The 24,857-nt window shown below is 40.4% G+C and carries 22 protein-coding genes; 12 read left to right on the forward strand and 10 right to left on the reverse strand.

Annotated elements, in window-relative coordinates:
• Positions 1 to 2,693, reverse strand: a 2,693-nt coding sequence (locus tag C7B62_RS13755; protein ID WP_233219958.1) for a substrate-binding domain-containing protein, incomplete at its 3' end; no start/stop codon positions are given.
• A gap of 436 nt (positions 2,694 to 3,129) precedes the next feature.
• Here C7B62_RS13755 and C7B62_RS13760 point away from each other — a divergent pair.
• On the forward strand, positions 3,130 to 3,348 hold the full coding sequence (locus C7B62_RS13760) for an NAD(P)H-quinone oxidoreductase subunit O (protein ID WP_106237154.1): 219 nt from the start codon (positions 3,130 to 3,132) through the stop codon (positions 3,346 to 3,348).
• A 94-nt stretch (positions 3,349 to 3,442) separates the two neighbouring features.
• Here C7B62_RS13760 and C7B62_RS13765 read toward each other — a convergent pair whose 3' ends face one another.
• The 3 genes from C7B62_RS13765 to C7B62_RS25735 all read right to left on the reverse strand — a co-directional run bounded on the left by C7B62_RS13765 (position 3,443) and on the right by C7B62_RS25735 (position 5,265).
• Positions 3,443 to 4,339 carry a pentapeptide repeat-containing protein gene (locus tag C7B62_RS13765; RefSeq protein ID WP_106237157.1) on the reverse strand — a complete coding sequence of 299 codons (897 nt, stop codon included), beginning with the start codon at positions 4,337 to 4,339 and terminating at the stop codon, positions 3,443 to 3,445.
• A 97-nt stretch (positions 4,340 to 4,436) separates the two neighbouring features.
• Positions 4,437 to 5,075, reverse strand: a complete 639-nt coding sequence (locus tag C7B62_RS13770) for a hypothetical protein (RefSeq protein WP_106237162.1) — start codon at positions 5,073 to 5,075, stop codon at positions 4,437 to 4,439.
• A 34-nt stretch (positions 5,076 to 5,109) separates the two neighbouring features.
• Positions 5,110 to 5,265: a hypothetical protein gene (locus tag C7B62_RS25735; RefSeq protein WP_158260683.1), complete on the reverse strand. Its 156-nt coding sequence runs from the start codon at positions 5,263 to 5,265 to the stop codon at positions 5,110 to 5,112.
• Positions 5,266 to 5,357: 92 nt separating this feature from the next.
• On the opposite strand from C7B62_RS25735, the gene C7B62_RS13775 reads away from it, so the two are divergent.
• Complete coding sequence (locus C7B62_RS13775) at positions 5,358 to 6,104, forward strand: sucrose-phosphate phosphatase (RefSeq protein WP_106237165.1); 747 nt, start codon at positions 5,358 to 5,360, stop codon at positions 6,102 to 6,104.
• 35 nt (positions 6,105 to 6,139) lie between these two features.
• On the opposite strand, the gene C7B62_RS13780 is transcribed toward C7B62_RS13775, so the two are convergent.
• Together C7B62_RS13780 and C7B62_RS13785 are read right to left on the reverse strand one after the other, a co-directional pair.
• On the reverse strand, positions 6,140 to 6,649 hold the full coding sequence (locus tag C7B62_RS13780; protein WP_106237169.1) for a zinc ribbon domain-containing protein: 510 nt from the start codon (positions 6,647 to 6,649) through the stop codon (positions 6,140 to 6,142).
• Positions 6,650 to 6,746: 97 nt separating this feature from the next.
• Positions 6,747 to 7,418, reverse strand: coding sequence for a TVP38/TMEM64 family protein (locus C7B62_RS13785; protein WP_106237173.1), 672 nt, complete (start codon positions 7,416 to 7,418; stop codon positions 6,747 to 6,749).
• A 427-nt stretch (positions 7,419 to 7,845) separates the two neighbouring features.
• Here C7B62_RS13785 and C7B62_RS13790 point away from each other — a divergent pair, with 427 nt between their 5' ends.
• From C7B62_RS13790 to C7B62_RS13805, 4 genes are all read left to right on the forward strand, one after another.
• Positions 7,846 to 9,096, forward strand: coding sequence for a glycosyltransferase family 4 protein (locus C7B62_RS13790; protein ID WP_106237177.1), 1,251 nt, complete (start codon positions 7,846 to 7,848; stop codon positions 9,094 to 9,096).
• A 63-nt stretch (positions 9,097 to 9,159) separates the two neighbouring features.
• Positions 9,160 to 9,930, forward strand: a complete 771-nt coding sequence (locus tag C7B62_RS13795) for a glycosyltransferase (RefSeq protein WP_106237181.1) — start codon at positions 9,160 to 9,162, stop codon at positions 9,928 to 9,930.
• A gap of 201 nt (positions 9,931 to 10,131) precedes the next feature.
• Positions 10,132 to 11,253, forward strand: coding sequence for a glycosyltransferase family 2 protein (locus C7B62_RS13800; protein ID WP_106237184.1), 1,122 nt, complete (start codon positions 10,132 to 10,134; stop codon positions 11,251 to 11,253).
• 91 nt (positions 11,254 to 11,344) lie between these two features.
• Positions 11,345 to 12,565, forward strand: coding sequence for an NAD-dependent epimerase/dehydratase family protein (locus C7B62_RS13805; RefSeq protein WP_106237214.1), 1,221 nt, complete (start codon positions 11,345 to 11,347; stop codon positions 12,563 to 12,565).
• A gap of 85 nt (positions 12,566 to 12,650) precedes the next feature.
• Here the strand turns inward: C7B62_RS13805 and C7B62_RS13810 are convergent, their stop codons facing one another.
• A complete protein-coding gene (locus C7B62_RS13810; RefSeq protein ID WP_233219960.1) occupies positions 12,651 to 13,247 on the reverse strand; it encodes a hypothetical protein in 597 nt (198 codons plus the stop codon).
• 570 nt (positions 13,248 to 13,817) lie between these two features.
• Between C7B62_RS13810 and C7B62_RS13815 the strand changes: the two genes are divergently transcribed.
• Entirely contained in the window at positions 13,818 to 14,081 is a 264-nt protein-coding gene (locus tag C7B62_RS13815; RefSeq protein WP_106237187.1) for a DUF1816 domain-containing protein, read from the forward strand.
• A 203-nt stretch (positions 14,082 to 14,284) separates the two neighbouring features.
• Positions 14,285 to 15,337, forward strand: coding sequence for a DMT family transporter (locus tag C7B62_RS13820; RefSeq protein ID WP_106237191.1), 1,053 nt, complete (start codon positions 14,285 to 14,287; stop codon positions 15,335 to 15,337).
• A gap of 86 nt (positions 15,338 to 15,423) precedes the next feature.
• Here C7B62_RS13820 and C7B62_RS13825 read toward each other — a convergent pair whose 3' ends face one another.
• Both C7B62_RS13825 and C7B62_RS13830 read right to left on the reverse strand, forming a co-directional pair.
• Positions 15,424 to 16,404: an NAD(P)H-binding protein gene (locus C7B62_RS13825; RefSeq protein WP_106237194.1), complete on the reverse strand. Its 981-nt coding sequence runs from the start codon at positions 16,402 to 16,404 to the stop codon at positions 15,424 to 15,426.
• Positions 16,405 to 16,504: 100 nt separating this feature from the next.
• Positions 16,505 to 17,161: a HEAT repeat domain-containing protein gene (locus tag C7B62_RS13830; protein ID WP_106237197.1), complete on the reverse strand. Its 657-nt coding sequence runs from the start codon at positions 17,159 to 17,161 to the stop codon at positions 16,505 to 16,507.
• A gap of 142 nt (positions 17,162 to 17,303) precedes the next feature.
• Here C7B62_RS13830 and C7B62_RS13835 point away from each other — a divergent pair, with 142 nt between their 5' ends.
• Positions 17,304 to 17,876 carry a phycobilisome protein gene (locus C7B62_RS13835; RefSeq protein WP_106237200.1) on the forward strand — a complete coding sequence of 191 codons (573 nt, stop codon included), beginning with the start codon at positions 17,304 to 17,306 and terminating at the stop codon, positions 17,874 to 17,876.
• 71 nt (positions 17,877 to 17,947) lie between these two features.
• On the opposite strand, the gene C7B62_RS13840 is transcribed toward C7B62_RS13835, so the two are convergent.
• Positions 17,948 to 19,423: a glycosyl hydrolase family 57 gene (locus C7B62_RS13840; protein WP_106237204.1), complete on the reverse strand. Its 1,476-nt coding sequence runs from the start codon at positions 19,421 to 19,423 to the stop codon at positions 17,948 to 17,950.
• A gap of 206 nt (positions 19,424 to 19,629) precedes the next feature.
• Between C7B62_RS13840 and C7B62_RS26545 the strand changes: the two genes are divergently transcribed.
• The 3 genes from C7B62_RS26545 (at position 19,630) to C7B62_RS26555 (ending at position 24,626) form a co-directional block, all read left to right on the forward strand.
• Entirely contained in the window at positions 19,630 to 20,667 is a 1,038-nt protein-coding gene (locus C7B62_RS26545) for a chemotaxis protein CheB (protein WP_233219961.1), read from the forward strand.
• Positions 20,592 to 23,183, forward strand: coding sequence for a CheR family methyltransferase (locus C7B62_RS26550; RefSeq protein WP_233219962.1), 2,592 nt, complete (start codon positions 20,592 to 20,594; stop codon positions 23,181 to 23,183). The genes C7B62_RS26545 and C7B62_RS26550 overlap by 76 nt, the downstream gene beginning before the upstream one ends.
• 87 nt (positions 23,184 to 23,270) lie before the next feature.
• On the forward strand, positions 23,271 to 24,626 hold the full coding sequence (locus C7B62_RS26555) for a response regulator (protein WP_233219963.1): 1,356 nt from the start codon (positions 23,271 to 23,273) through the stop codon (positions 24,624 to 24,626).
• Positions 24,627 to 24,857: the final 231 nt, after the last annotated feature.

Genomic DNA, 24,857 nt, shown 5'->3' on the forward strand with positions numbered 1-24,857 from the left:
AATTCAGGTGCATCAACATCTGTGATGTCAATGTAGGTTGCTGATGGCTCAAAATCTTCCGCGCCCTCGCCTAGGTTTAAATCCGTGTCTTGATTAAATTCAGGTGCATCAATATCTGTAGTGTCAATGTAGGTTGCTGATGGCTCAAAATCTTCCGCACCCTCGCCTAGGTTTAAATCCGTGTCTTGATTGAATTCAGCTGCATCAACATCTGTATCTTCTCTAGTTCTATCTTCACGATTAAACATTCCTGAAGCTGCTGCTGCCGCTCCTCCAGCGATCGCTGCACCTCCTGTTTGAGTTATACCATCAATAATGCCTGGTCTATCAACATTAGGATCGACATCAGTATCAGTTGATAAGTCAACACCGCGAGCGGTTACATCTTCTACTGAATCAGGGAAAGCTACCGAGGTGTTAATATTATCGGTGCGATCGTCTAGGTTGAAATCATTGTCCTGGCTAAATTCAGCTACTTCAACATCAGTATCAATATCGCCTCTGGTTACATCTGTTACGTCTGTGCGATGAGGATCGATGTCAGTCGCTACTTCATCTGGCACAGATATACTTCTAGATTCCTCTTCAAGAACAAAATCACCTGGAAATTCTCTCCCAGCAGTTGCGTCAGTAGTTGCCGTTTCTGCTGTATTATCTAAATTTAGCTCAGTTGAATCGCTTGAAACTGCTGCTGCACCACCTATTGCTGCTGCGCCACCCAGGGATATGTTATCAATTGGCTGATTATCATTAAGCTCAAGCTCATCGTCTTCATCTAGCTGTAGATTGGTTGGTTGATCGCTAACCTGCAACTTTGTTTTTTGTCCTGTAAACTCGCCATCGTCTCCATCTAGCTGTAGATTGGTTGGTTGATCGCTAACCTGTAACTTTGTTTCCTGTCCTGTAAACTCGCTAACAGGATTAGAGGGTATCTCTTCAACGGTAGTTGATTCGTCCAAATCTAAATCAGCGTCAGCGACGTTCTCAATTCTGTTTCTTCTCCCAGCCAGATTTGCTGCTGCACCGCCTGCTAAAGCTGCGCCGCCTGCTGCTAAACCAGCCGCACCTAGGTTAGAAACATTATTACCAGTATTTTCAGCAACATTACCTAAACCCCCTCCTGGTCTATTTGCACCTAGAGGAACACTTTCTCCGCCGTCAGGCGAACCTGGAGGACTATTTCGACCATCTAAACTATTGATGTTAGGAATATCGTTCAGAGCAGGTTCTTGATCGCTTTTCTTCCGCCCTCCCCAAATGGCTAATGCTAGTAAAGGTATTCCCAAGAGTGGAAGTAGCCACCACCACCAAGTTCCTTTTTTTTCTGCTACCTTTGTTCCTGGATTGGCATCTGCTTGGGCAACGGGAGCAACCGCAGCCTGATCAGCATTCACTCCATCAGTATCATTTATTGCCGACAGAGGTTCACCACTGCCCTGAACATCGGGGTTGATTTCGCCACTGCCATTGACATTAGGATTAACTTCACCACTGCCATTGACATTAGGATTAACTTCGCCACTGCCCTGAACATTAGGATTAACTTGACCACTGCTCTGAACATCGGGGTTGATCTCGCCACTGCCATTGACATTAGGATTAACTTGACCACTGCTTTGAACATCAGGATTAGCTTTCCCGCTGCCACTGGCATCAGCACTAGCTATGATGCCTTGACCCGATTCATTTTGAAGCGTGTTTTTGCCAGGAACTGTAGCTGTTTGAGCATTTCCTGCTGACGCTGTCTTTTTGCCGTTGACAGCTGTATTTGGCGTATTTTTTCCAACAGCGATCGCACTATCTTTTGTACCATCTATGCCAGCTTTAGCAGAAGATGAAGCGGTCTTCGAAGCCATTGCCGTTGCCGCAGCAGCAGATATTGAACCAACTCGATTGGCAATTACCTGTTTTCCTCCTTGAGATGTCGCAAATCCCAAATATGCTTGCGCTGCTTTGCTTGGAGTACCTTTATAAATTAAATTAAACGGCTCAGAAAAGGGATATCTGGGATCATCAGGCTGAGTCTGGTGCATCGAAATGACTTTGACATCACCTCGTTTGATCACATCGTTGGCTACTGCATAACCAATGCCATTTTTGCCCAATTTAGCAATCATTGCATCGACACTATCTTGCTTTAATTGATTTGCAGTCGAACCTGTCTTAAATTCTCCTGTCTGAAAAACAGGATAGTTAGGAAAAGCTTGTCTAGTATCGTTACTGTTAGGAGCATCTATCAGCTGAATTTTACCTGAAGTTCCGCCAATTTCAGACCAATCAGTAATTTCACCTCGGAAAATTTTGGCAAACTGATCGATTGTTATATTGCCATCGAACGGATTGTTTTTCGAGACAACGAGCGCAATTTTTTCTCGGCTAATAGGTACAGAGACAAATCCTTGTGCTTTTTCTGCTGCTGTCAAGGCTCGACCAATTGCAGCGAGGTCGGCTTGACCATTAGCAAGGGTTTTTAGCGCAGTTACAGAGTCTTGAGTGTTGATCTGAACTTTGGCTTGAGGATATTTGCTGGCAAAACTATCTTTTAAACTAGCGCTAATACCATTAATACTGCTGGATGCAGCAATCTTGACTGTGGCATCTTGAGGTAACTTGTCTGGGACGGCGAATGTCTTAGCTGCTGAATCAGATTGAGCCAACAGATAAGCCTTAGCTGGTTTTGAAACACCGACCAAAGTTAATAATATTGCTAATGTAACTACAGAGTTATGTTTTTTATGTAACATTTTTAGGCCTAAATTTTATCTAATTATTTGGCGATTAATTATAAAGGGCGAATACCCTGTATCTGCATAAGAGTTATGTTGTTTTAAGTATTTCTAGTTAAGTAAAAACCCTCAAGCTAGTTTGGCTTACTAATATTACCAAAAACCTCAAATTAATTCCAGAATTGTTAGATTCAGACAGCAAATCTTTAAGATAAGTTGTTATAAACGACAATCATTTTTTTTCATCAACTAAACTCTGTAACCTCAATGAGTAGCTAGCTGTATTTTATTGTTTAAGTTTTCTTGTTTAAGTCAATGGAGTAACTTTCAGTCGCTTTGAAGAGAAAGTAGCATTAAGAACTATACTAAACTTAAGAATTGATCGGCAAAATCGTAATTAATAATTATGGCAGTCATTAAAAAAGGATCGCTCGTCAAGGTAGTTAAAGAAAAGCTAGAAGGCAGTTCAGAGTCTAAGGCAAGTGATGCGCGGTTTCCCTCGTATTTATTTGAGAGTAAAGGGCAGATTGTAGAGCTAAATGATGATTATGCTTTGGTGCAGTTTTATGTGCCAACTCCTAACGTCTGGCTGCGTTTAGATCAGCTAGAAGAAGCTAAATAGAACAATCAGCCCCAGCTAAAACTCATCAGAATATATGCTGAATAAATGCCGATATTTTGGCAAAAGAACTAATCTAAGCTTAATTGATGGTAATTTAATTTAGTTTGGCGCGATGAGGCATGACGGTTTCGGTAAGCATTGCCTTATTGAAAATTGTATCTTCAATATCTGCCTCTGTCAGATTTGCTTGACGTAAATTAGCACCTCTCAAGTTTGCTCCGCGTAGATCTGCTCCAGTCAAGTTTGCACCTCTCAAGTTTGCTCTGGTGAGATTTGCACCTCTCAGCTTTGCCTGCTGCAAGTCTGCACCTTGAAGATTGGCGTAGCTCAAATTTGACCAGCGTAAGTCACAGCAGACTAGAATAGCTTCAACTAAATTACTGCCGAGAAGATAACTATGGCTTAAATGAGCAGCGATCGCTTTAACTCGATATAGGTTAGCTTGAGAAAAACTGGCAGACTGTAATTCTGTCTCAAAGAAATTAGCCCCCGACAGATCTGCTCGATCAAAACTAGCTTTAACCAGATCACTTTCGCTAAGATTAGCGCGATTAAGCTGGGCTTGGGAAAAGTTGGACTGGGCTAGTTTTGCCTGTCTGATAGATGAACCAATCAGGTTTGCCTGACTAAAATTCGTCCCTTTACCCCTAACCAAGCGTAAATCTGAGCCAATCAAATTGGCTTGATCAAAATTCGCATTAATTAAACAGGCAGACTGCAAGTTAACGCCCGTCAAATTTGCCTGCTGCAAGTCGGCATCAACTAATTCCGCCCCCGTTAAATTTGCCCCAGTGAGATTGGCTTGAGCTAAACAAGTGTCTGTCAAATCTGAGCCTACCAAGTTGGCTTTAACTAAATAAGCCGTTGATAGATTAATACCGCGCAGATTGGCATTAGTCAAATCTATATTTGGTCGCTGATGGCTGTCTAGCCAATCTATCCAACTAACTGCGCCCTGTTTTAATTTAGTCAGATGCTCAATATTTGCCACTGTCAACTTAATCGGCGATCGCCTATATCTAAAATTGCTTTACCTATTATCCCCGCTTTGTTACTAGTTCCCAACATTTAAAATTTTGTTGATGAAGCTATTCTTTTCTCTGCTTCAAGACTTCTCTGCCAGAAATACTCTCCAGGGCTGCCAGGGCTGCTGAAGATCCGGCAATGATATCTCTTTCTTCTCCGCCTAGATAAACACGACCAAAACTCCCAATAGAGGTTACCTTGAGAATATTAATCAATGCTGCTTTTTCGGCTTCGTTAGCAGCTAGGGATGCATAGGCAGCAGGCTGCACTTCTAAAACATATAAAGTTTGTCCTGCCAGTAGCATTTGCCCACGGCAGTCACGATTAACTAACTGGGCTTGATAGGCATCTATATTACGAATGATTTGGCTGGAAACAATTTTCGGCTTCAAACCATCGTGCTGTTTAACTCCTAACGTTTCTAAAATTGCCCTACCAGCTGCTTTAACTTCTCCCTGTCTGTTGGCATGAATTTCTAACAATCCATATAGTCTTTCGACAAATTGAACTCCAGGGCGGACTACCGCAGATTTAAGTGCTACGTCTGTGATGCGATTAATTTCAATGCCAGGAGATATTTCAATCCATAACGAAGCATCTCCTGGGAGGGGTAAAAATCCTGATGCCACCGTGCCAATATAGGCTGCATGCTGCAATTGCAGGCGATCTAAGTAGACATAACTGCGAAGTTCTACACCCAAAATCTCATTCCTCTTGTGACCATAAAATTATTACTTAAACCATCCTCCAGCTAATCAGTTTGTGTCCGCAATTGTAAAGAGGATCGGGATGAATTTTTGAGAGTAAGAATAATTGGGGAGAAGCTGCAAAATTAGCTGGCATCACCAGCCATAATGGTGTAGTCAAACCCCAATTTTGACGATCACCCACAAAAAATACTTTTCCATTTGTAGACGAGAGTGTTTAGATAGTTACTTATGTAGGTTTAAATTCTGATGTAATATTCGAGTCTGAAATTTATTATGAGTCCTTTTTTGTTTGTAACTGATTTAGATAATACTCTAGTTGGTGATGACGCTGCATTGTTGGAGCTTAACCAAAAACTAGCTGCCCATCGGCAACAGTACCACAGCAAAATTGTCTATGCTACTGGGCGATCACTTTATCTCTACCGTTTGTTAGCCGAAGCAAAATCATTACTCCCTCCAGATGCGCTGATTACTGCGGTAGGAACAGAAATGTATTTTGACCAGCAAGAGTCACAATATGACCGAGAATGGGCAAATATTCTGGCTCAGGGCTGGAATCGTCAGGAGATCGCGGCGATCGCCAGTCAGTTTACAGATTTGCAGTTACAGCCAAATTCTGAGCAAAATCCCTTTAAAATCAGCTACTATCTGGCAGAAGCAGTGGCAGAGTCAACCCTGGCTGAACTTCAAGCAGCCTTGAAGCAAAAGGGTTTTGAGATTAAGCTAATCTATAGTGCTGGTCAAGATTTAGATTTGTTACCAAAAAATGGTGATAAAGGTTTAGCGGTTCAGTTTCTACGCCGTCGGTGGAAAATTGCACCAGAGCAAACGATTGTTTGTGGCGATTCTGGCAACGATATTTCTATGTTTGAAGGTCAAGAAAAAAGCTTGTTAGTAGCCAATGCGAAACCAGAATTATTGGAGTGGTACGCAGCCAATCAAACTGAATATAATTATTTGGCCAAGGCTGACTGTGCGGGAGGAATTATTGAAGGTTTAAAGCACTTTGGATTTATTTAAAGCTTCTTTGGCTCAGATACAATTATTTATTTATGTTAGTTATTTAGTTCATGACCACAACTACGACAAAAGCGATCGCCTAGTTGGGCTTCCTTGCCACATTGAGAGCAAAATTGCTTACTAATACTGGTTTTCGACTGATTATTTAAACTCATCGACATATTCCCCATCTGCATCGACATATTCCCCATTCTTAACGGCTGCATCGGCTGCATCGGCTGCATTGGTGCAAAATTTGACTCTTGGGCAATTGCGGTTAAATCTATTTGTGGATAGCGATTAAGTTCAGGCGGAGATTCAATGGTACTAATACTATTTTGCTGAATCAGAATGTAGTGTGAATTCTGGGTAGTATTTATTGCTAAGACAAAGCCTTGTTTTAGCTGAAATAATTTTGGTTTACTCAGCCACTTTCCTGTGCTGAAACTGCTGCTTTGACTCTGCTGCTGACCAGGAATACTCATACTCAGGTTAATTTGAGTTTGTTCTTCTCTATTAGCGATCGCTAGCTGCCCATAACTGCCCAGATTCGCCGAATAAGCCATGATCTTTGTCTATGTATATGATTTACTGAATATTTAAATTTAATTTTACGCTTAATTAAGAATAGTACAATTGAGGTTTTGATAACTTTTGAGGGTGCTAACGTTTAGCTTTTTCTCTTGTTTTAATCTTTGGTAATTGGGGGGAATTAGATTTGGCTGCTGATGTTGGTTTTTGCTTCAAAGTTCCGTACATGAGCTTGGTGGTGTAGGCGATCGCCATGAGAGATGTAATTAAGCCAATGACTGATGCAGTAATCTGCCTGGGGTCATCTTGATTACCTGAGAGTAAATTAGTGCCGACCGAGGCTAAATAAACATACAAAGCAATAACGGGCAGCATTGCTAGCCAAGATACAAACAAATATTGCCAGAAGTTAATCTTCGTGAGGCTAAAGCCGTAGTTAAGAATATTAGAAGGAACAATTGGTGACAGACGAGTCAAAAATACAATCTTCCAACCTTTTTTCGCTACTGCGCGATCAAACTCTCCCCATTGAGGACGCTGAGAAATCCATTCACTAATTTTTTTACGGGCTACTGTTCTGCCTAATTGATAGCAAACGGCAACGCTTAAGGTATCAGCCACAGATACCAAAATTAAGCCAGGAATAAAGCCAAATAGGCTTCCCGCAGCCAAAAAAAGAAAAATTGCTGGTAACCCAAATAGGGTTGCTGATAAATAAATAGTAATAAAAGCTGGATAAGCCAGGTATCCCAGGGAACTAAGCCAATGATTAGCTTGAAAAAGCCATTCTTGCCAAATAACCATAATATATTAATATAATTGCTGCCTGACTATAAGTTAAAGCAGAAGACAAAATTTGAAAATTATTCGCTAGATGTAAATTTTTCTCCAAATTGTGAGATTGAGGTCAATTATTAATTGCTCATTAACACTCGGAGTTTAACTTAAGAACCAGAATTACTCAACAACCGAATCTCCTCAAAGAAGATTTTCAGCAGGGGAATTTTAGACAAAGTTAATCACCTAAATCTACAATTCAACGCTGTTTTTTATTGTTTCTTAGTTAATCTGAAATCAGAATAACTAAATAATTGCTACTTGAGACCGAAGGGAATCCTTTAGGGCTACTTGTTACTCAATTTTTCAAGTAACCTATATGAAACGGATTTAATATAAGTACTGCTGAGGTGAAAAAGCAATCTGTGGGCAAATATAAATCGGCAATAATACTGTGAAAATTTTGATTTTAAGCGCCAGAGATCTTCGAGGAGGTGCTGCTCGGGCTGCCTATCGGCTACATCAAGGCTTGTTAGCAGCGCAAGTAGATTCACAGATGTTAGTCCAGAACAAACTAAGCGATTGCAATAGTGTCCTGGCTCCAAAAAGCAAAATTCAGCGGGGAATTGCTGCCATCAAGCCAGCATTAGATCAATTACCTCTCAATTTATATCGTCATCGCGATCGCACGATCAATATTTATTCATCTCAGTGGTTGCCCAATAATATTGTCGCTCAAATTGAACAGATAAATCCTGATGTGATTAACCTGCACTGGGTTAATGGTGGTTTTGTGCCTATTGAAGCCTTAAGCAAACTTAAGCAGCCGTTGGTTTGGACACTACACGACATGTGGGCTTTTACAGGAGGATGTCACTATAGTGACACATGCGATCGCTATATTCACTCTTGTGGTGCTTGCCCTCAGTTGGGTAGCGATCGCAACTGGGATTTATCTCGCTGGAATTGGCGACGCAAAGCAAAAGCTTGGCACAATTTAAACTTAACCGTGATTACTCCCAGCAAATGGCTAGCTAGCTGTGCTAAATCTAGTTCTCTCTTGCGGAATTTTCCAGTTCAAGTTGTTGCTAATGGGATTGATCCACAAGTTTATCAGCCTCACGATCAGCTTTTTGCCAGAAAAGTCTTCAACCTACCTACGGACAAAAAAATTATCCTCTTTGGTGCTTTAAACAGTACCCAAGATCGACGCAAAGGATTTACGTTATTGCGATCTGCTTTGGAATACCTAAAATCTGCCCAACAGGCTGCTAAAATCGAACTAGTCATTTTTGGGGCATCTGAACCAGCTCAACCTATCAACTTTGGTTTTAAAACCCATTATGTTGGACAACTAAGTGATGATGCCGCTTTATCCCTCCTCTATGGCAGCGCCGATGTTTTCGTCGCCCCTTCCATCCAGGACAATTTACCCAATACAGTTTTAGAGGCTTTGTTTTGTGGTACTCCTTGTGCAGCGTTCAATATTGGCGGAATGCCAGATTTAATTGAGCATCAGCAAAACGGATATCTCGCCCAGCCTGAGCAAACTCAAGATTTAGCCCAAGGAATTGACTGGATTCTGGCAGACGATGATAGGTATCAACAACTAAGAATGAATAGTAGAGTTAAAGCAATTGCCAATTTTAATCTTGAACGGCAAGCTCAAAAATACTTACAAGTTTTTAAAAATTTAAAAATTTAAGTAGTAAGCTCTCTCCATAAGACATCCGCAAACTAAGATTTTTTCTAATGGCTAACGTTTAGTATGACTTCTATAGATATAGATGTAGTTACAATTACTGCCAAAATTGACGATGCTCTGTTTGTTACTTTAAGTAATGTTAGTCAACAGAAATATGGCGCTATTAATCATATTGTTATTTATCATCAAGCTAGTGACATAGAATTACAGCGGCTACAAGCTTACAATCATTGCCATAACTTATCCTTTTATCCTCAAGCCGGTTCAGGCATTGCCACCGCTTTTAATGAGGGCATTCAGCATAGCCAAGGAAGATTAATTTTGTTTCTTAATTCAGGAGACACCTTAATTACCGACGATGTCATCGAACGAGTAATCAAGTCTTATACTCAACATCAATGGTTATGGGCGACGGGAGAAACCGTCTCTCTAAGCCGTCATAAACGTCTCCAAAGACACTGTAAACAACCACAGGTTTGGCGCGAAACTTTATTTTGGTATGGAAATCCAGTTTGTCATCAGTCAACTTTTTACTCTCGGCAATTAATCGAAAAAATTGGACTATATCGAGAAGATTTAAAGATGGGTATGGATTATGAATACAATATCAGAGCCAATCTAATTGCTCATCCTACTTTGTTACATTTTCCCATCGCTTATTACGATACAACTGGAGTCTCATCCATTAGGGTGTTCCAACAATTTACTAACCATCGCCGTATACGTGACCACTATTTTAGATTATCCTGGTTTAAGCGCTTAAAAGCAGATGTTTATTGTCTGCTTAAATCTTGTTATCGCTTAGCCATGATTCCCGCCAAGCTATTGTTGTGACGATTAAACTGCTCAAGATCAGACCATTTTTTTCTGGTTATGGGCAGAATGTTTCTCAAACGACGGTTAAATAAATAGTTAAATAAAGTTAATAAACAAGTGCAAATTTAGATATTTAACTAATTTAGGTTATTTATGGTGCTTTTGCGACAAATTTACTTAGTAATGATAAAAGTATAACTACCCCAGACCAGAATCAATATGAGTGTGAGCAAAAACCCATCTGTTTCGATCATTATTCCTACTTATAATGAAAGCGATAATATACAAGCAATTGTCAATAAGTTTTTAGACTCTAAGTATCCTCACCTACTAGAAATAATAATTGTTGATGGAACTAGTACAGATGGAACACAAGAGAAGATCAAAGATTTAGCTCGTATTCACCCTCAGATTAAACTTTTAGATAATCCGCAGCGGATTCAGTCAGCAGCCCTTAATCTAGCGCTTGGGGCTTGTCAAGGTGATATTTTTCTACGGGCAGATGCTCACTGTAACTATGCTCCAGACTATGTTGAGCAGTGCGTTTTAGCTTTGCAAAAATCTCAGGCAGTTAATGTCGGTGGAGCGCAACGCTTTGTGGCTGTGAATACTTTTCAGGCAGGAGTTGCCTTGGCCTCCCGTAGTCTGCTTGGCAGTGGCGGGGCTAAATATCGCAATCCCTACTACGATGGATATGCCGAAACGGTATTTTTGGGCTGTTTTTGGCGTTCAGTCCTAGCCGATGTTGGTGGTTACGAAGTTACACGCAAAGAAGATTCTGAGCTAAACTTTCGTTTGCTGAAGGCTTATGGTGAAAAAGCTATTTATATTAGCTCCCAAATCAAAGTCTGGTACTTTCCTCGGCGCAATTGGCTAGGATTATGGAGGCAATACATCAAATATGGCCGAGGCAGCTGTATCATGTCCGCTAGATATGCTGATACCCTACCTTTGAGAAACAAAATTCCTTTTTTTGGAATTATGGTGTTAACTACCGCTTTAATTGCAGATTTAACATTTTTTCAGGGTGCTTTACAGACTATTCCAGCGATCATCTTAGGTATGTGCCTCATTGCTTTAGAAGCAGCTCGTGTAACTGCCAAATATCACCCTGATTTTCGCGAGAAATTTTGGCTTAGCTCTGAAAAAAACATGCCTAATTTTTTTAGTCGTTGGTTTTGGTGTACGATCGCGATCGCCACTATGCCAATTGCTCACTTTGTTGGTTTTGGATATCAGCTTTATTTAAGGAAAGTTTTAGGCAATAAAGATAACTGCTTTTTTGAGTCTAAAAATAGTATTCCTCGACGTACTCGCGCTAAACAGAAAATAAAGGCATAAAGTTTGCTTAAATGATCTAAGTTAATGTTTGAGCGATTCAATTCAAAGTCAGGGTCGTTTGATTGCAATTTTTAATAGTTGGGAGAAACTTATGAAAGTTATTATCTTAGGAGGAGACGGTTTTTGTGGCTGGCCTACCTCACTGCATTTATCGAATCTCAACTTTGAGGTCATCATTGTTGACAATTTATCTCGAAGAAACATAGACAATGAATTAGAAGTTAGCTCACTAACACCGATTGCACCTATCGGACAAAGATTGTCTACCTGGAAAAGTTTGACAGGAAAAGAAATTAAATTTTGCAATCTAAACATTGCTGAGGAATACGATCGCCTATTGAGCCTCATCTCGACCGAAAAGCCTGATGCGATCGTTCACTTTGCTGAACAACGAGCAGCACCCTATTCGATGAAGTCTTCTAAGCACAAGCGTTATACGGTTAACAACAACCTCAACGCTACCAACAATCTGCTGTGCGCCATTGTGGAATCGGGATTAGATATCCATTTAGTCCACTTAGGTACAATGGGGGTTTACGGTTACGGTACAGCAGGGATGAAAATTCCTGAAGGTTATCTAGATGTAGAAGTTGTGACCGACAGTGGGGATCGCATTCAGCAAGAAATTCTCTATCCTGCTAATCCTGGTAGCGTCTATCATATGACCAAAACTCAGGATCAATTATTTTTCTATTACTACAATAAAAACGACGGTATCCGCGTTAGCGATCTGCACCAGGGTATCGTTTGGGGTACAAATACTCCTGAAACTTTGATGGACGAAAAGCTTGTCAATCGCTTTGACTATGACGGTGACTATGGTACGGTACTCAATCGGTTTTTAATGCAGGCTGCCATTGGTTATCCCCTGACAGTTCATGGTACAGGGGGACAAACTAGAGCCTTTATTCATATTAAAGATACAGTTCGCTGTGTCCAGTTGGCGATCGAAAATCCACCCCAAAAAGGAGAACGAGTCCGCATTCTTAACCAGATGACAGAGACTCATCGAGTAATCGATTTAGCCAAAATGATCGCACAAATGACTGGCGGGGAGATTGCCTATCTGGAAAATCCTCGTAATGAGGCAGTAGAAAACGAACTATTTGTTAAAAACCAGCGTTTTATTGATTTAGGATTAGAACCAACTACTCTCAGCCAAGGATTATTGAAAGAAGTAACAGAAGTAGCCGAAAAATATGCTCATCGTTGTGATAGAAGCAAAATTCCCTGTACCTCCCTGTGGATTCAGAAAAAGGAAGCAGCATCGGCAAGTAACGGTTTAGAGCCTGCGGAAACTACGAAAGTTTAATTTGCTTCTGCTATTTACTTAATTTGAGGATGGGCAATTTTGCTCATCTTTTTTTTAAGTAGAATTATCTCTTAAAACTGTAAATTTATGATTTGTCTCTACTCCATAAAGCTAGTCCGCCACCTCTGCCTCTAGCAGCAATAAAATTATCTCTAATTAAAAAATATTTAAAAAAGGCTTGATCTTTTAATTCTTTTGCTAAAAAATTCTTTTCTCTTGATAATCCATTTTGAATATATCCTTGATAAAGATTCAAACCCCATAAAGAAACTTTTAAATAGGTAAAGTCAAAAGCCAATATTCTTTTTTGGGGCAAAAATTTAATCGGCCCTGTTAAAGACAGTTCAAAAAAAGCTAATTTTACTGAATTTATTACTTCTCCTTGCTGTGCTGTTTCAGGATTAACTTGATAAGTAATTTGAATCTTAATAAATTGTGGAATATACTTGCCTGCACCCAAGATAACTCCAGCTTTTTTTCTAGTTTTCTTTGTTCCTGTAATTAAACGCAAGTTCCAAACTCCAGCTAAATTTGCTAGAGAATAACTTTTTTGCTCCTGTTTAGAGTCTTTTTCTAACTTCAACAAAGCATTGATTACTTGAGATGAATTTGGTAATTTACTCAGGCTATTTTGAGCGCTTGCTGCCTGTACTAATAATATTTCATTTGACATAATCAGCATAATTTAGTTTGGTGGTTAATTTAATCGATTGAGCAAGCACTATTTAAATAGTACAAACGTTCTTGAGCAAGAATATTTGATTTTATCTGGTAACCAAATATTTAATTTGTATATGAATATATCTTGAGTTTGTGAATAAACTTAAACAGAGTGCCAAAAAAGTTTTTATTTTTCGAGGATTTATTAAAAAAATCTATTTGCTAAATGCGCATAATCATTAAAGCAAGTAAAATCAAAAAGCTGAAATATTTAAATGTTTAAATGTTATAGACAGCGCAATGAAGGATAGAGATAAAAGCGATCGCAGATTACTCCGCCACTAGCACTAAAGCATATGCCCTAACAAATTAACTTTAAAGTTATACTAATTGCGATCGCTCTTTGGAGGCAAAATTGCGATCTTTACTTTTGTAATTTGCCAGTTTAAAGATTTACATCTTTATATAGATGATAGATGGTAAGTGAAAATGTAAGTTTAGCTATTTTGACGGCGCGTTTTGCGACTCAGCTCTAAATACCAAGAAAAAGCTTTTTATAATTATCAATTTAAGGGAAAATTTTAGTTTTACTATGTCCTTGGTTACAAAATTCCTCAACCTACTCGGAATAAAAGAGCAGCAAAGACTACCTTACTGGCTCAGAATAACTACTAAAGTTCCCAAATGCACTTATTATTTTGGCCCTTTTGATACCCCCCTAGAAGCAAAGACACTCCAGGCAGGATATATCGAAGATCTGATGGCAGAGGAAGCACAAGGCATCCATATTGAGCTAGAGCAAGCTTTAGAACCCGAAAACCTAACAATCTGCGAAGATGATGATCTTAGTGACTAGTCGCCCTTGAGGACAAATCGATGAGAGATGAGGGATGAAAGCTAGTACCAATCAACCTGTGTTTTCTATTTGAAATGACTATATATCCGCATGACTCAGTGTGGATTGATCCCAAGCGCCAATTAAACACAACTTAACAAAACTACAAATTATTTGAGAATTGAGTAAACTCATATACAGGTATTCTGTTATCTTGATCTTCCATGCAGCTCAATTCTAATTCAACCTCATCCTTGCCCAAAGCCTTGCTATTAATTGCGCCTTTTTTCCTTTGGGGTACAGCGATGGTGGCGATGAAAGGAGTAATTCCTAACACCACACCCTTTTTTATGGCGGGAGTTAGATTAGTACCTGCGGGAATTTTGGTTTTGCTAGTTTCACTAGTATTAAAGTTGCCTCAGCCCAAAACTTGGCAAGCCTGGTTGTGGATTTTAGCTTTTGCCCTAGTTGATGGAGCAATGTTTCAAGGTTTTCTTGCTCAGGGAATAGTCAAAACAGGAGCGGGGCTGGGATCGGTAATGATTGATTCTCAACCCCTAGCGGTGGCGCTTTTATCAAGCTTTTTATTCGGTGAGGTAATTGGCTTATGGGGTTGGCTGGGTTTAGGCATTGGCGTTTTAGGTATCAGTCTAATTGGTGTACCCGATCCCTGGATCTATAGTCTATGGGCAGGAGATTTAAAGGCAGTAGAGGTTAACTGGTTAGGATTATTTGATAATGGCGAATGGTTAATGCTGCTGGCTTCCTTATCAATGGCAGTAGGTACGGTAATGATTCCTTATGTCAGTCGTTATGCCGATCCCGTGGTGGCTACGGGTTGGCACATGATTATTGGCGGAGTGCCTTTATTCAGTCTTTCTGCCCTACAAGAATCTCAACAGTGGCAGAATATGACGGTAGACAACTGGCTATCTCTAGGATATGCAACGGTTTTCGGCAGTGCGATCGCCTATGGAATTTTCTTTTATTTAGCTTCACAAGGGAACTTAACCAGCCTCAGCGCCCTAACTTTTCTGACCCCAATTTTTGCCCTACTATTTGGCACGATTCTGCTATCAGAAGTCTTGAGTAGCCTTCAATCAGGAGGAGTTTTCCTGACTGTAATTAGTATTTATCTAATTAATCAAAGAGATCGAATCGCTGCCAAATTTACTCGCAAAACTCATGAATTAGACACAGAAAGATCTTCTGTACCTACTGAAAATCAAGTAGAAATACCTTTTAATCTTACTTCTTCAGAAAAGATAGTTGAATAACTAGACAGAAACACAAACTGCCGTAAGTTCAATAAATAATGCTGAGGCTAAATAGTAATTAAATAGCCTGTTGCTTTAAGAGTTAATTAAAACTGATTACGATAGGGAATTGTACCTTTTTTCTTCTTACCTTTATTTTTCTCATAATCGATTTCTTTGAGTTTTTTCATAATACGACTGAAGTATTCCTTCATATATTCTTCTAAAGTAGTAGTGTCTTGAGGATCTAAACCAAAGGTTTTATACACTTCCTCCATGGGCGCATCTTGAGGTTTCCCACTAGCCAAAACTTCGGCAAACATAAGTCTATCTGCGGTATTTTGTCCCCATTCACAGAAGCGAGTGAGCCGACGCAGAAGACCTAATACAACTAAAGACACGCGGGAAATCCGCGTATTTTTACCTGAGAGATTTTCACAAAGGTTCATAATTTCATAAGCACCCCAGGCTTTTGTTCCTACCACAGGAAAAGTTTTCTTTTCGGTTTCAGGCACTGATAAAGCTCGAACGGCAAACTTAGCGATATCCTGAGTGTTCATGTAGGCAATAGGAGTGCTTTCTCCAGATACCCAGACCACCTGATCTTCTAATATTGGTATGGCATATTGGCTAATTAAACCCTGCATAAAGCCAGCTAGTTGCAGCACGGTATAGTTTAAGCCAGACTCAGCCAAAAATATTTCAGTACAGCGCTTAATATCCATCAACGGTACTTCAGGATATTTATCTGCATTCAGTACCGAGAAAAAGATATATCTATCCACTCCCGCAGCTTTAGTCGCCTGGATTAAATTAACTTTGCCTACCCAATCTACATCTCTGGCGCGGAGATTATCAGTAACTCTAGCGGTAGCAGCATCAATCACAGCATCAACACCTTCTAAAGCAGGAGCAAGAGTCGATGGATCACAAAGATCTCCTTTAACTATCTCCGCCCCCCATTCTTTGAGAAAAATTGCCTTGTTGGGATTCCGTACTAAACAGCGTACCTCATGGTCTTCATCCAAAGCCTGACGAGCTACCTGTCTACCCAAGGTGCCAGTTGCGCCAACTACCAATAATTTCATTTAAGGAATTTTGTAATATTTTTTAACGTTTCTCTAAGTATTTTATCAAAGAGTTATTTGTTTATCGAACTAGATTCTGAAAAGATCGATAAACATAGGTTTAGATCATACTTTCTAAGACTGCACCAACAACTCGATGATCGGGATCTGTCTTAAGTTTGCTCAAAGTGGCGATCGCATCAGGATCGTCGTATCTACTCAAAGATTTAGCTACCTGGAGACGAATTCGCCAAGATTGATCGTCGGCAAAGGCTAACAGTAGCTTTAAAGCTGCGGTTTCTTGCTCTGACTTACCTAGCAAACCCAAGGCGCTAAGACAAGATTCCATAACAGGTTCATCTTCTCCTGACAGACCAATTTCACAGATTTCTAATAATTCTTGAGGGCTTTTAAGATCGACGATCGCCGCAATGATGCTACGGCGCACCAACCAGTGTTCATCAGACTCATACATTGCCCGTAGATAAGGCACTGCAACTTCACCATAGTAAGAAAGGGAATTGGCAGCCTCGGATCTAACATTGGGATCTTGATCTTGTTTAATCATGCTCAAGAGAGCTTCAAAAGCAGCATCGCTCTGTTTTCTACCCAAACCCATCGCGACAAATGAGCGGACTAGAAATTCTTGATCGTTGACATGGTTGATTAGCAATGGCGTAGCGACATCCGCTTCATAATTTCTCAGTTCTCGAATTCCCTTCATTCTTTGCTGAGGATCGGCATCATTAAGGGCGTTTTTTATCTGTTCTATGTCCATAAACTGAAGTTTAAATTGCGATTTTACCTTACTTGATATTGTTGCTGATCGATAGCTGTCTTGAGGAAGATATATAGTAAAGATTAAAGATATCTAAGATCTAATCTCTAAATAGACATGTCTGAACCTGAAGGATCAAAGAATGCTGAGTGAGAAAGTAAAAGAATTAATCGCCAAGTCGCAGATTGTCAGTTTTGACTGGCAGGATTATCCTGAGTCGATAGTCAGGATTTTTCAACAGGCAGATGATGAGCGCAGGTATCTAAACGATGAAGATATTGCTCAGATCCAGGCGCTCACACCGAATTTAGCCCCACATTTAGCACAGGGAAAAGTATTGCGCGATCGCGTAGTGGAGATAGTTTCTGATGCCAGAGCCGTGGTGTTAGAGGCGAATCCAGGTATTACTGAACCTGGAGGGGGTTTATATCCAGCTATGCGGGCAGAAGCCTGTTGGCGAGACTTTTGGCACTTCCTCCGCTGTATTAGCTATGGGATCAGCGCTCAGCGAATTGACTATACGAGCGATCGCGGTTTGAGCTATATGGAACAGCTTTATCAAGAGTTAGAAGTTCCTTTAGATGCAATGGTTTTAGGCTTGGAACAGTTAAAAGTGTTTAGTCTTAAGTATTTTGAACCAGCAGCACAGAATGATTTGCAACCTTATTTTGATCGCTTGATTGAATCCATGGGTCAGTTTTCGGCTGTCAGTTGAAATATTACTAGTGGTATTATCCTGTAGGGGTCAACGGCCATTGACCCTTACTTTTGTTGACGACCAAAAGTTTATTTCAACAAAGCTTCCCCTCGCCGGAATAGTTCCCTGGCATAGTCTGTCCAAGTACCCTGTCCCCAATAGCGGAAACAGCTTGTTTCCACTAAGAGTACATAAAGCAAGGCCTCTTGATATTCTTTGGTTTTGGTAATTTCAGGATCTTCAGCCACCAGAGCATCATATTTTTGATGGAACATGGCACTTAATTGATTCATTGGTTCGAGAACATTCTCATACCCTTTAACCCAACTCAAATCATCTGTCCAAGATGCCCCATCCAGATGAAACTGGTGGTCTGTTGCTTGAAGATGAGCGATCGCTTGAGCTACTTTCTCAGCAGTAGCAGCATCAGGATTTACTTCCTGCCAAATTTTATGCTGCCCTACCGCCTGACAAAGGGGATAGTCTTCAGGATTAACTCCCGCAGCTTCAATTAGTTCGATATATTCTGTCCCGTTTAACCCCACGACATGCTGGTTATTTTTTAGCTCATACCACACAGGCTGGAAATCACGGGCATATTCATTCATCATCACACCACCGTTTTCTCCATCGGCAATTTGACTGACACAGCTTGGTACAGAAACATTGCCAATCATTTGTTTGCCTCTACCTTTAGCTTCATGATAGGGCTGCATTTGCGCCACTAGCTTAGTGTCTGAACCCTGAGTTTTAATGAGTGCAGTAATGCTGATAGTTTCCCCCTGAGAATTACGGGCAACTAAACGATTAGGAAGATACTTGTCTTCATGGTATAAGCCTGAACCATCTAATCTTTCTACGGAGTGTTCCTGTACGAGTAGCCAGCGATAACCGCATTCTTTGAGGGCTTTAATATATTCGTAGAGGGTATCGGGATGATTAGGTAGATGCATTTCTGGAGGCGAAAAACCTTTGACTCGCGCCAAAGCATCATAACCAAACATTGCCGCAAAATAATGTTGCCAAGCCTGAATATGCAGCTTGAGATCGGGAATTGGCGTAGAGGGAATTACGGCATGACTCCACATCGTCCCCAACCATTCGACATAGGGATGATAGGTAGCATCACAGGTGATTTTCTTGAGTTTATCCAAAAGATCGTGACGATCCATCTGCTGCAAACTCCATAGCAGATTACCCGAATAATCCAACATAATTCGCGGACTGCAACCATTAGCCACAAGTTCAGGAATCCAGTCTCCCATACGGGAATAGCACCAGGCGAAAACTTCGGCATTATGGTTATCTCCATCATGGGGATGTTCAAACATATTTTGCAAATTACCGATCAGTTCACCATTTGCTCCTGCGGGAATAGTCGGTTGATGCATATGGAGAGCGCAAGCAAAAGCAGCATTAACCTGATTAAGATCGATGGTACTGTCGGGTAGAAATATCGGTCGATCGTGATTTACGGCGATCGCAATTTCTGCCTCCCAACCACAAATATTGGGTAAGCCATTGTTGACAACTGTTAGATGATTAGATGCTGTCGCGGTAGACATAAATTGTCCTCTGATATTCTTTGAGATGATTAGTGGTTGGTTTAATTCTAGGTTGCTAAATCAAGCTTACTAATCAGAAGTTACCAGGAATCATTATTTAGTAATAAGTATTCATAAATTGCGATCAAAATAGGAAGATGAACTAGCAAGAGAGAGAGACGATAAGATTAAAATCGTAGTTGATACTTACTGATTCTTTGAATCTTATGTCAGACAATGGTTCTCAGATAGATGCTTGCCCTGCTCAATTCCCTGACTTATTTGTAGTAGGTATCGGCGCATCCGCAGGGGGACTAAATGCCTTAGAAGAATTCTTTGAGCATCTCAGCAATAATAGTGGTGCTGCTTTTGTGGTGATTCAGCATCTTTCGCCAGATTTTAAAAGTCTGATGAAAGAATTACTAGCAAGACGCACACGCATGGAGATCTATCGGGTGGTTGAGGGGATGGAATTGCGTCCCAACTCAATTTATTTGATTCCTCCTGGCAAAAATTTAGTTTTAGATCAGCAGAAATTACATTTAATTCCCCAAAAGGAGCGTAACAGTCGCGAACTTAATTTTCCTATTGATATTTTCTTTGAGTCTTTGGCTCAAATTAGGCAAGAGCAAAGTATTGGCGTAGTTTTATCGGGAACAGGGAGTGACGGCACCAAGGGTTTAAGGACAATTAACCAAGCAGGGGGGTTTACTCTCGTACAGCATCCATCATCAGCACAGTTTGACGGGATGCCAAAATCGGCGATCGCTACAGGACTAGTCGATCGCATTCTGCCACCTTCAGAACTGGCTTTGGTAGTCGATCAGCTAGTGAGATCCCCTGTCTTTCAGACTGTCAATGACCATAATGCTGCCAACTTACTAACTGCCGAGACTATACAGGAAATTGCCGCAATTATTGCTCGCCATGAGTCAACGGACTTTTCTCATTATAAAATCAGTACTCTAACCAGAAGGATTCATCGGCGTTATTTAATTAGTGGTTGTGAGAATTTGGAGACATTTATTAGCCTCTTAAAAACTTCAGTCCAAGAGCGAGCAATTCTGCGCCACGATTTATTAATTAGCGTGACACAATTTTTTCGCGATCGCTCAGCTTGGGATTATTTAGCTGAACAGGTTATTCCTCAATTAGTTGCTCAAGCTCAACCAAACATAGAATTACGCTGCTGGGTTACACTTGTGCTACAGGCGAAGAAGCCTACACTTTGGCAATGCTGCTGGATGAAGCGATTGCAAATATAGACAAACCCATCAAGTTTAAAATTTTTGCCACCGATATCGACGAAGTAGCTTTAGAAAAAGCGACCCAAGGTCTTTATTCCCAAACCATTGTTAACGAGTTGTCAAGCGATCGCCTAGAACGCTATTTTGTTCAGAAAGATGATGGTTGGCAAATAGTTCGCCAGTTACGGGAAAAATTGCTGTTTGCTTGCCATGACTTGACTAAAGATGTTGCTTTCACCCGCATGAACTTGGTTAGCTGTCGCAATCTGCTGATTTATTTTCAACCAGAACTACAGCAGCAGGTATTACGCAACCTGCACTATTCTCTCGTCAATCAAGGAATTTTATTTTTGGGGGAAGCAGAAACTTTAGGGTACATAAAACCTGAATTTCATACCTTAGCCAAAAAAGCGAAGATTTACCAGAAGAAACGAGACGTAAGATTAAATCTTCCGTTGACAATGGAGCAAAGGACAACCCAATTGTCTCCTCTCCCAGCTAAAATGACTCGAATCACTCGGCTTGAGCCAATGTTGGACAAAGCCTTTAGTGCCTTTTTAGCTAAGTATCAGGCTACCTGTTTTTTGGTGGATCGACAGCACAAATTATTTCATATTTTCAACGACGGCATTGAAGTTTTAAAGATGCCCCAAGGCAAAATGACCACCGATATTACCAAGCTCATTATTAAAGATCTTCAACTACCGCTGATTACCGCCCTTCATCGAGCCAAAAAAGAGCGATCGCCAACCTCTTTTCTGGGGATCGAGGTCAAACAGTTAGAACGGCTACGCTATCTTAAGCTAGAAGTCACCTATAGCGAAAGTAGTAAGCTGGCTGATGATTTTTTTAGTATTGTAGTGCAGGAAGACAATCCACCCCTCAAGGCTGTGGGAGAAACATTTCAAGTAGATGCGACAGCTTCCCAAAGAATTGCCGAGTTAGAGTACGAGATACAGCAAACTCGCGAAAATCTTCAGGCGGTAATTGAAGAGTTGGAAACAACCAATGAAGAACAACAGGCAACCAACGAAGAATTAACTGCTTCCAATGAAGAGTTACAAAGTACTAACGAGGAACTGCATTCTGTTAACGAAGAACTATACACCGTTAATGCGGAGTATCAATCAAAAATTGAGGAATTAACCGAATTAAATAACGATATTAATAACTTACTGCGCAGTACTGACATTGGCGTAGTTTTCCTCGATCGCGATCTTAATATTCGCAAGTTTACCCCCGCAGCAACTGTTGCGATTAACCTGGTGGAAGCAGATCTTGATCGTCCTTTGGCACATATTACCCATAACCTTGACTGCCAGGATTTAATTCCGTTATTGCAGCAGGTAATCCAAAGTCAGGAGGTGGTAGATCGTGAGGTAAAACTAGTTAAACAAGATTGCCATTTATTGATGCGAGTCAATCCCTATTTACTAGAAAATGGATCTTTAGATGGTGTGGTCATTTCCTTTATTGATATTAATGAATTAAAAACAATTCAGCAGCAAATTCAGTTAGTTAATCAGGATCTACAACAGTCTCAACTCCAGCTACGGCAGCTTAATCAGCAATTAGAAACTAGAGTTGAAGAGCGCACCCAAGCTTTACAAAAATCAGAAGCGAGGCTCAGAGCAATTTTAGAGACAACTGCTTCCATAATTTATCTTAAGGATCTTGATGGGCGTTACCTACTAGCCAATCGAGAATATTTAGAATCTTTACAACTAACAGAAATAGAAATTATCGGTAAAAGCGATCGCGATTTATTTCCCCCAGCAATTGCCGATAGTTTAATTGCCCATGATCGCCAGGTGATTGCATCCCAATCGGTACTTAAGTTTGAAGAACAAACCCTAATCGATTCTCAGGTACGTACTTATATTTCCATCAAAGCTCCTTTAATTAATGAACAAGGAGTTTATGCCGTCTGCGGTATTGCCACAGATATTAGTGAACAGAAGCTAACAGAAGTAGAATTGAGAGAAAGCGCCACTAGAGAAAGAACTATCCTGGAAATTGTCGCTAAAATCCGCGAAACTTTTGAATTATCTGAAATATTTCAAAATACAGTCCAAAAACTGCGAGAAACTTTAAAATGCGATCGCCTAGTTCTCTATCGTTTTTATCCTGATTGGAGCGGCAAATTTGTTGCCGAGTCGGTAGCGATGGGTTGGACTCCTCTATTGGACAGTGAGTTAGCAACAGGGTGGAAAGATACCTGTTTGCAAAAAACCAAAGGTAGTAATTGTTATCAATATGACTCCTTTATTGTGAATGATGTAGCTCAAGCAAAATTAAGTGACTGTCATCGCGCTATGTATGACAAGATTCAGGCAAAATCTTTTTGCATTACCCCCATATTTCAGGGAGATATTTTGTGGGGACTACTGGCAGCCTATCACAATCAGTATCCTCGCCCTTGGAAAGAAGGAGAGATTCGCTTACTAACCCAAACAGGGATTAAATTAGGAATTTCTCTAGCTCAGGTAGACTTATTTAAACAGATTCAACATCAGTCTCAACAGCTACAGTAGGCAAAAGAAGCTGCCGAAGCAGCGAATCAAGCTAAAAGTGCCTTTATCGCCCACACCAGCCATGAATTACGCACTCCTCTCAACGCGATTCTTGGATTTGCACAAATTCTGCAACGAGAAACCGATCCAGATACCGACAGAAGGGGAATTGAGGTCATTCGTCAATCAGGTCAACATCTGCTGACTTTAATCAACGATATTCTCTATATTGCCAAAATTGAAGCAGGAAAGCTCAAATTAGAACTACGTGATTTTGTCTTCCCTTCCTTCCTCGATAATTTAGCTGCGATTATCCGTGTACGCTGCCAACAAAAAGCGATCGCTTTTGAATATCAAACCCTGTCACCAATTCCCACCATCATTAGAGGGGATGAAACTCGTCTGCGCCAGTTACTACTTAATTTACTCAGTAACGCCGTTAAATTTACGAGTGAGGGTCAAGTAACCTTTAAAGTAGGTTACGCCACTGACTTTTTACCGCCAGGGGTAAGGGAGGATCAAAGCGAAAATTTGCTCCGCTTTTATATCCAAGACACTGGTAGTGGTATTCCTCAGGATAAATTTCAGGAGATCTTTTTACCCTTTTATCAATTAGATCCCCATCAATTGTCTCAAGAAGGAACGGGTTTAGGATTAACCATCAGTCATAATTTAGCCGAGCAAATGGGTAGTCAAATCCAAGTCGCCAGCACCTTAGGAGAGGGCAGTATCTTTTGGTTCGATTTGGCTTTTCCGATTGTTGATACATCTAGTGCAATTACCATTAGTCAGCCTTCTGAGCTAAGTATCATTGGCTATCAAGGTCAACCAAAACAAATTCTGGTGGTAGATGACCTCAATAACAATCGCGAGATTTTGGTTAATTTTCTCACTTCTTTAGGATTTAAGATTATTGAAGCTCAATCTGGAGCAGAAGCGATCGCTTTAACTGAAAAACATCAGCCAGATTTAGTCTTACTTGATTTGATCATGCCCGAAATGGACGGCTGCTCAGTCACTCAATATCTGCGCCAAAAATCTCAGTTTAGTCTTCTCCCCATCATTATTATTTCTGCCAGCACCTCAAATACAGATGAATCTCATTCTTATGAGGCAGGAGCAAGCTGTTTTCTGCCAAAACCATTGAATTTTGAGCAATTAATGCGTGTTATCGAACAACATTTGAATTTAGTCTGGATGACGGCGGAGGGTAGCGAGCGATCGCTAATCACCAGGCAGTTACCAGCAACTCAAAATGATGCTTTAATCATACCGCCTGTAGAGATCTTAACCAGGCTTAAGGAATTAATTATGCAAGGAGATATCCGAGGCAGTATCTCCTATGTCTCTTCCCTAGAGCATCAGCCAGAACTAGTTCCTTTTATCAAGCAGGTTACTCAACTTGCTGAAAGCTGTCAAATTAAAAAGCTCAAAGGTTTTATTAATCAGTATATTGAGAATTAGGAACTAGCAAATTTAAGCTTAGACTACTGGAATTGAGCAGAAACCAGAAGTATTTGCAAGACAGCGCTAGAATACTAAACTAAAATTGTCATTTGACAAAACCCTTTTTAATAAATCATTTTTTAAGCTCTTTAAGATTGCGATCGCTTTTTATTTTTTATGTTGACTTATCATCAGTTCCCATCACCTTATCTATCTCCAATATTTCCAGATACCGCCCACAGCTCAACC

The organism is Pleurocapsa sp. CCALA 161 (assembly GCF_003003995.1).
GTDB lineage: Bacteria > Cyanobacteriota > Cyanobacteriia > Cyanobacteriales > Xenococcaceae > Waterburya.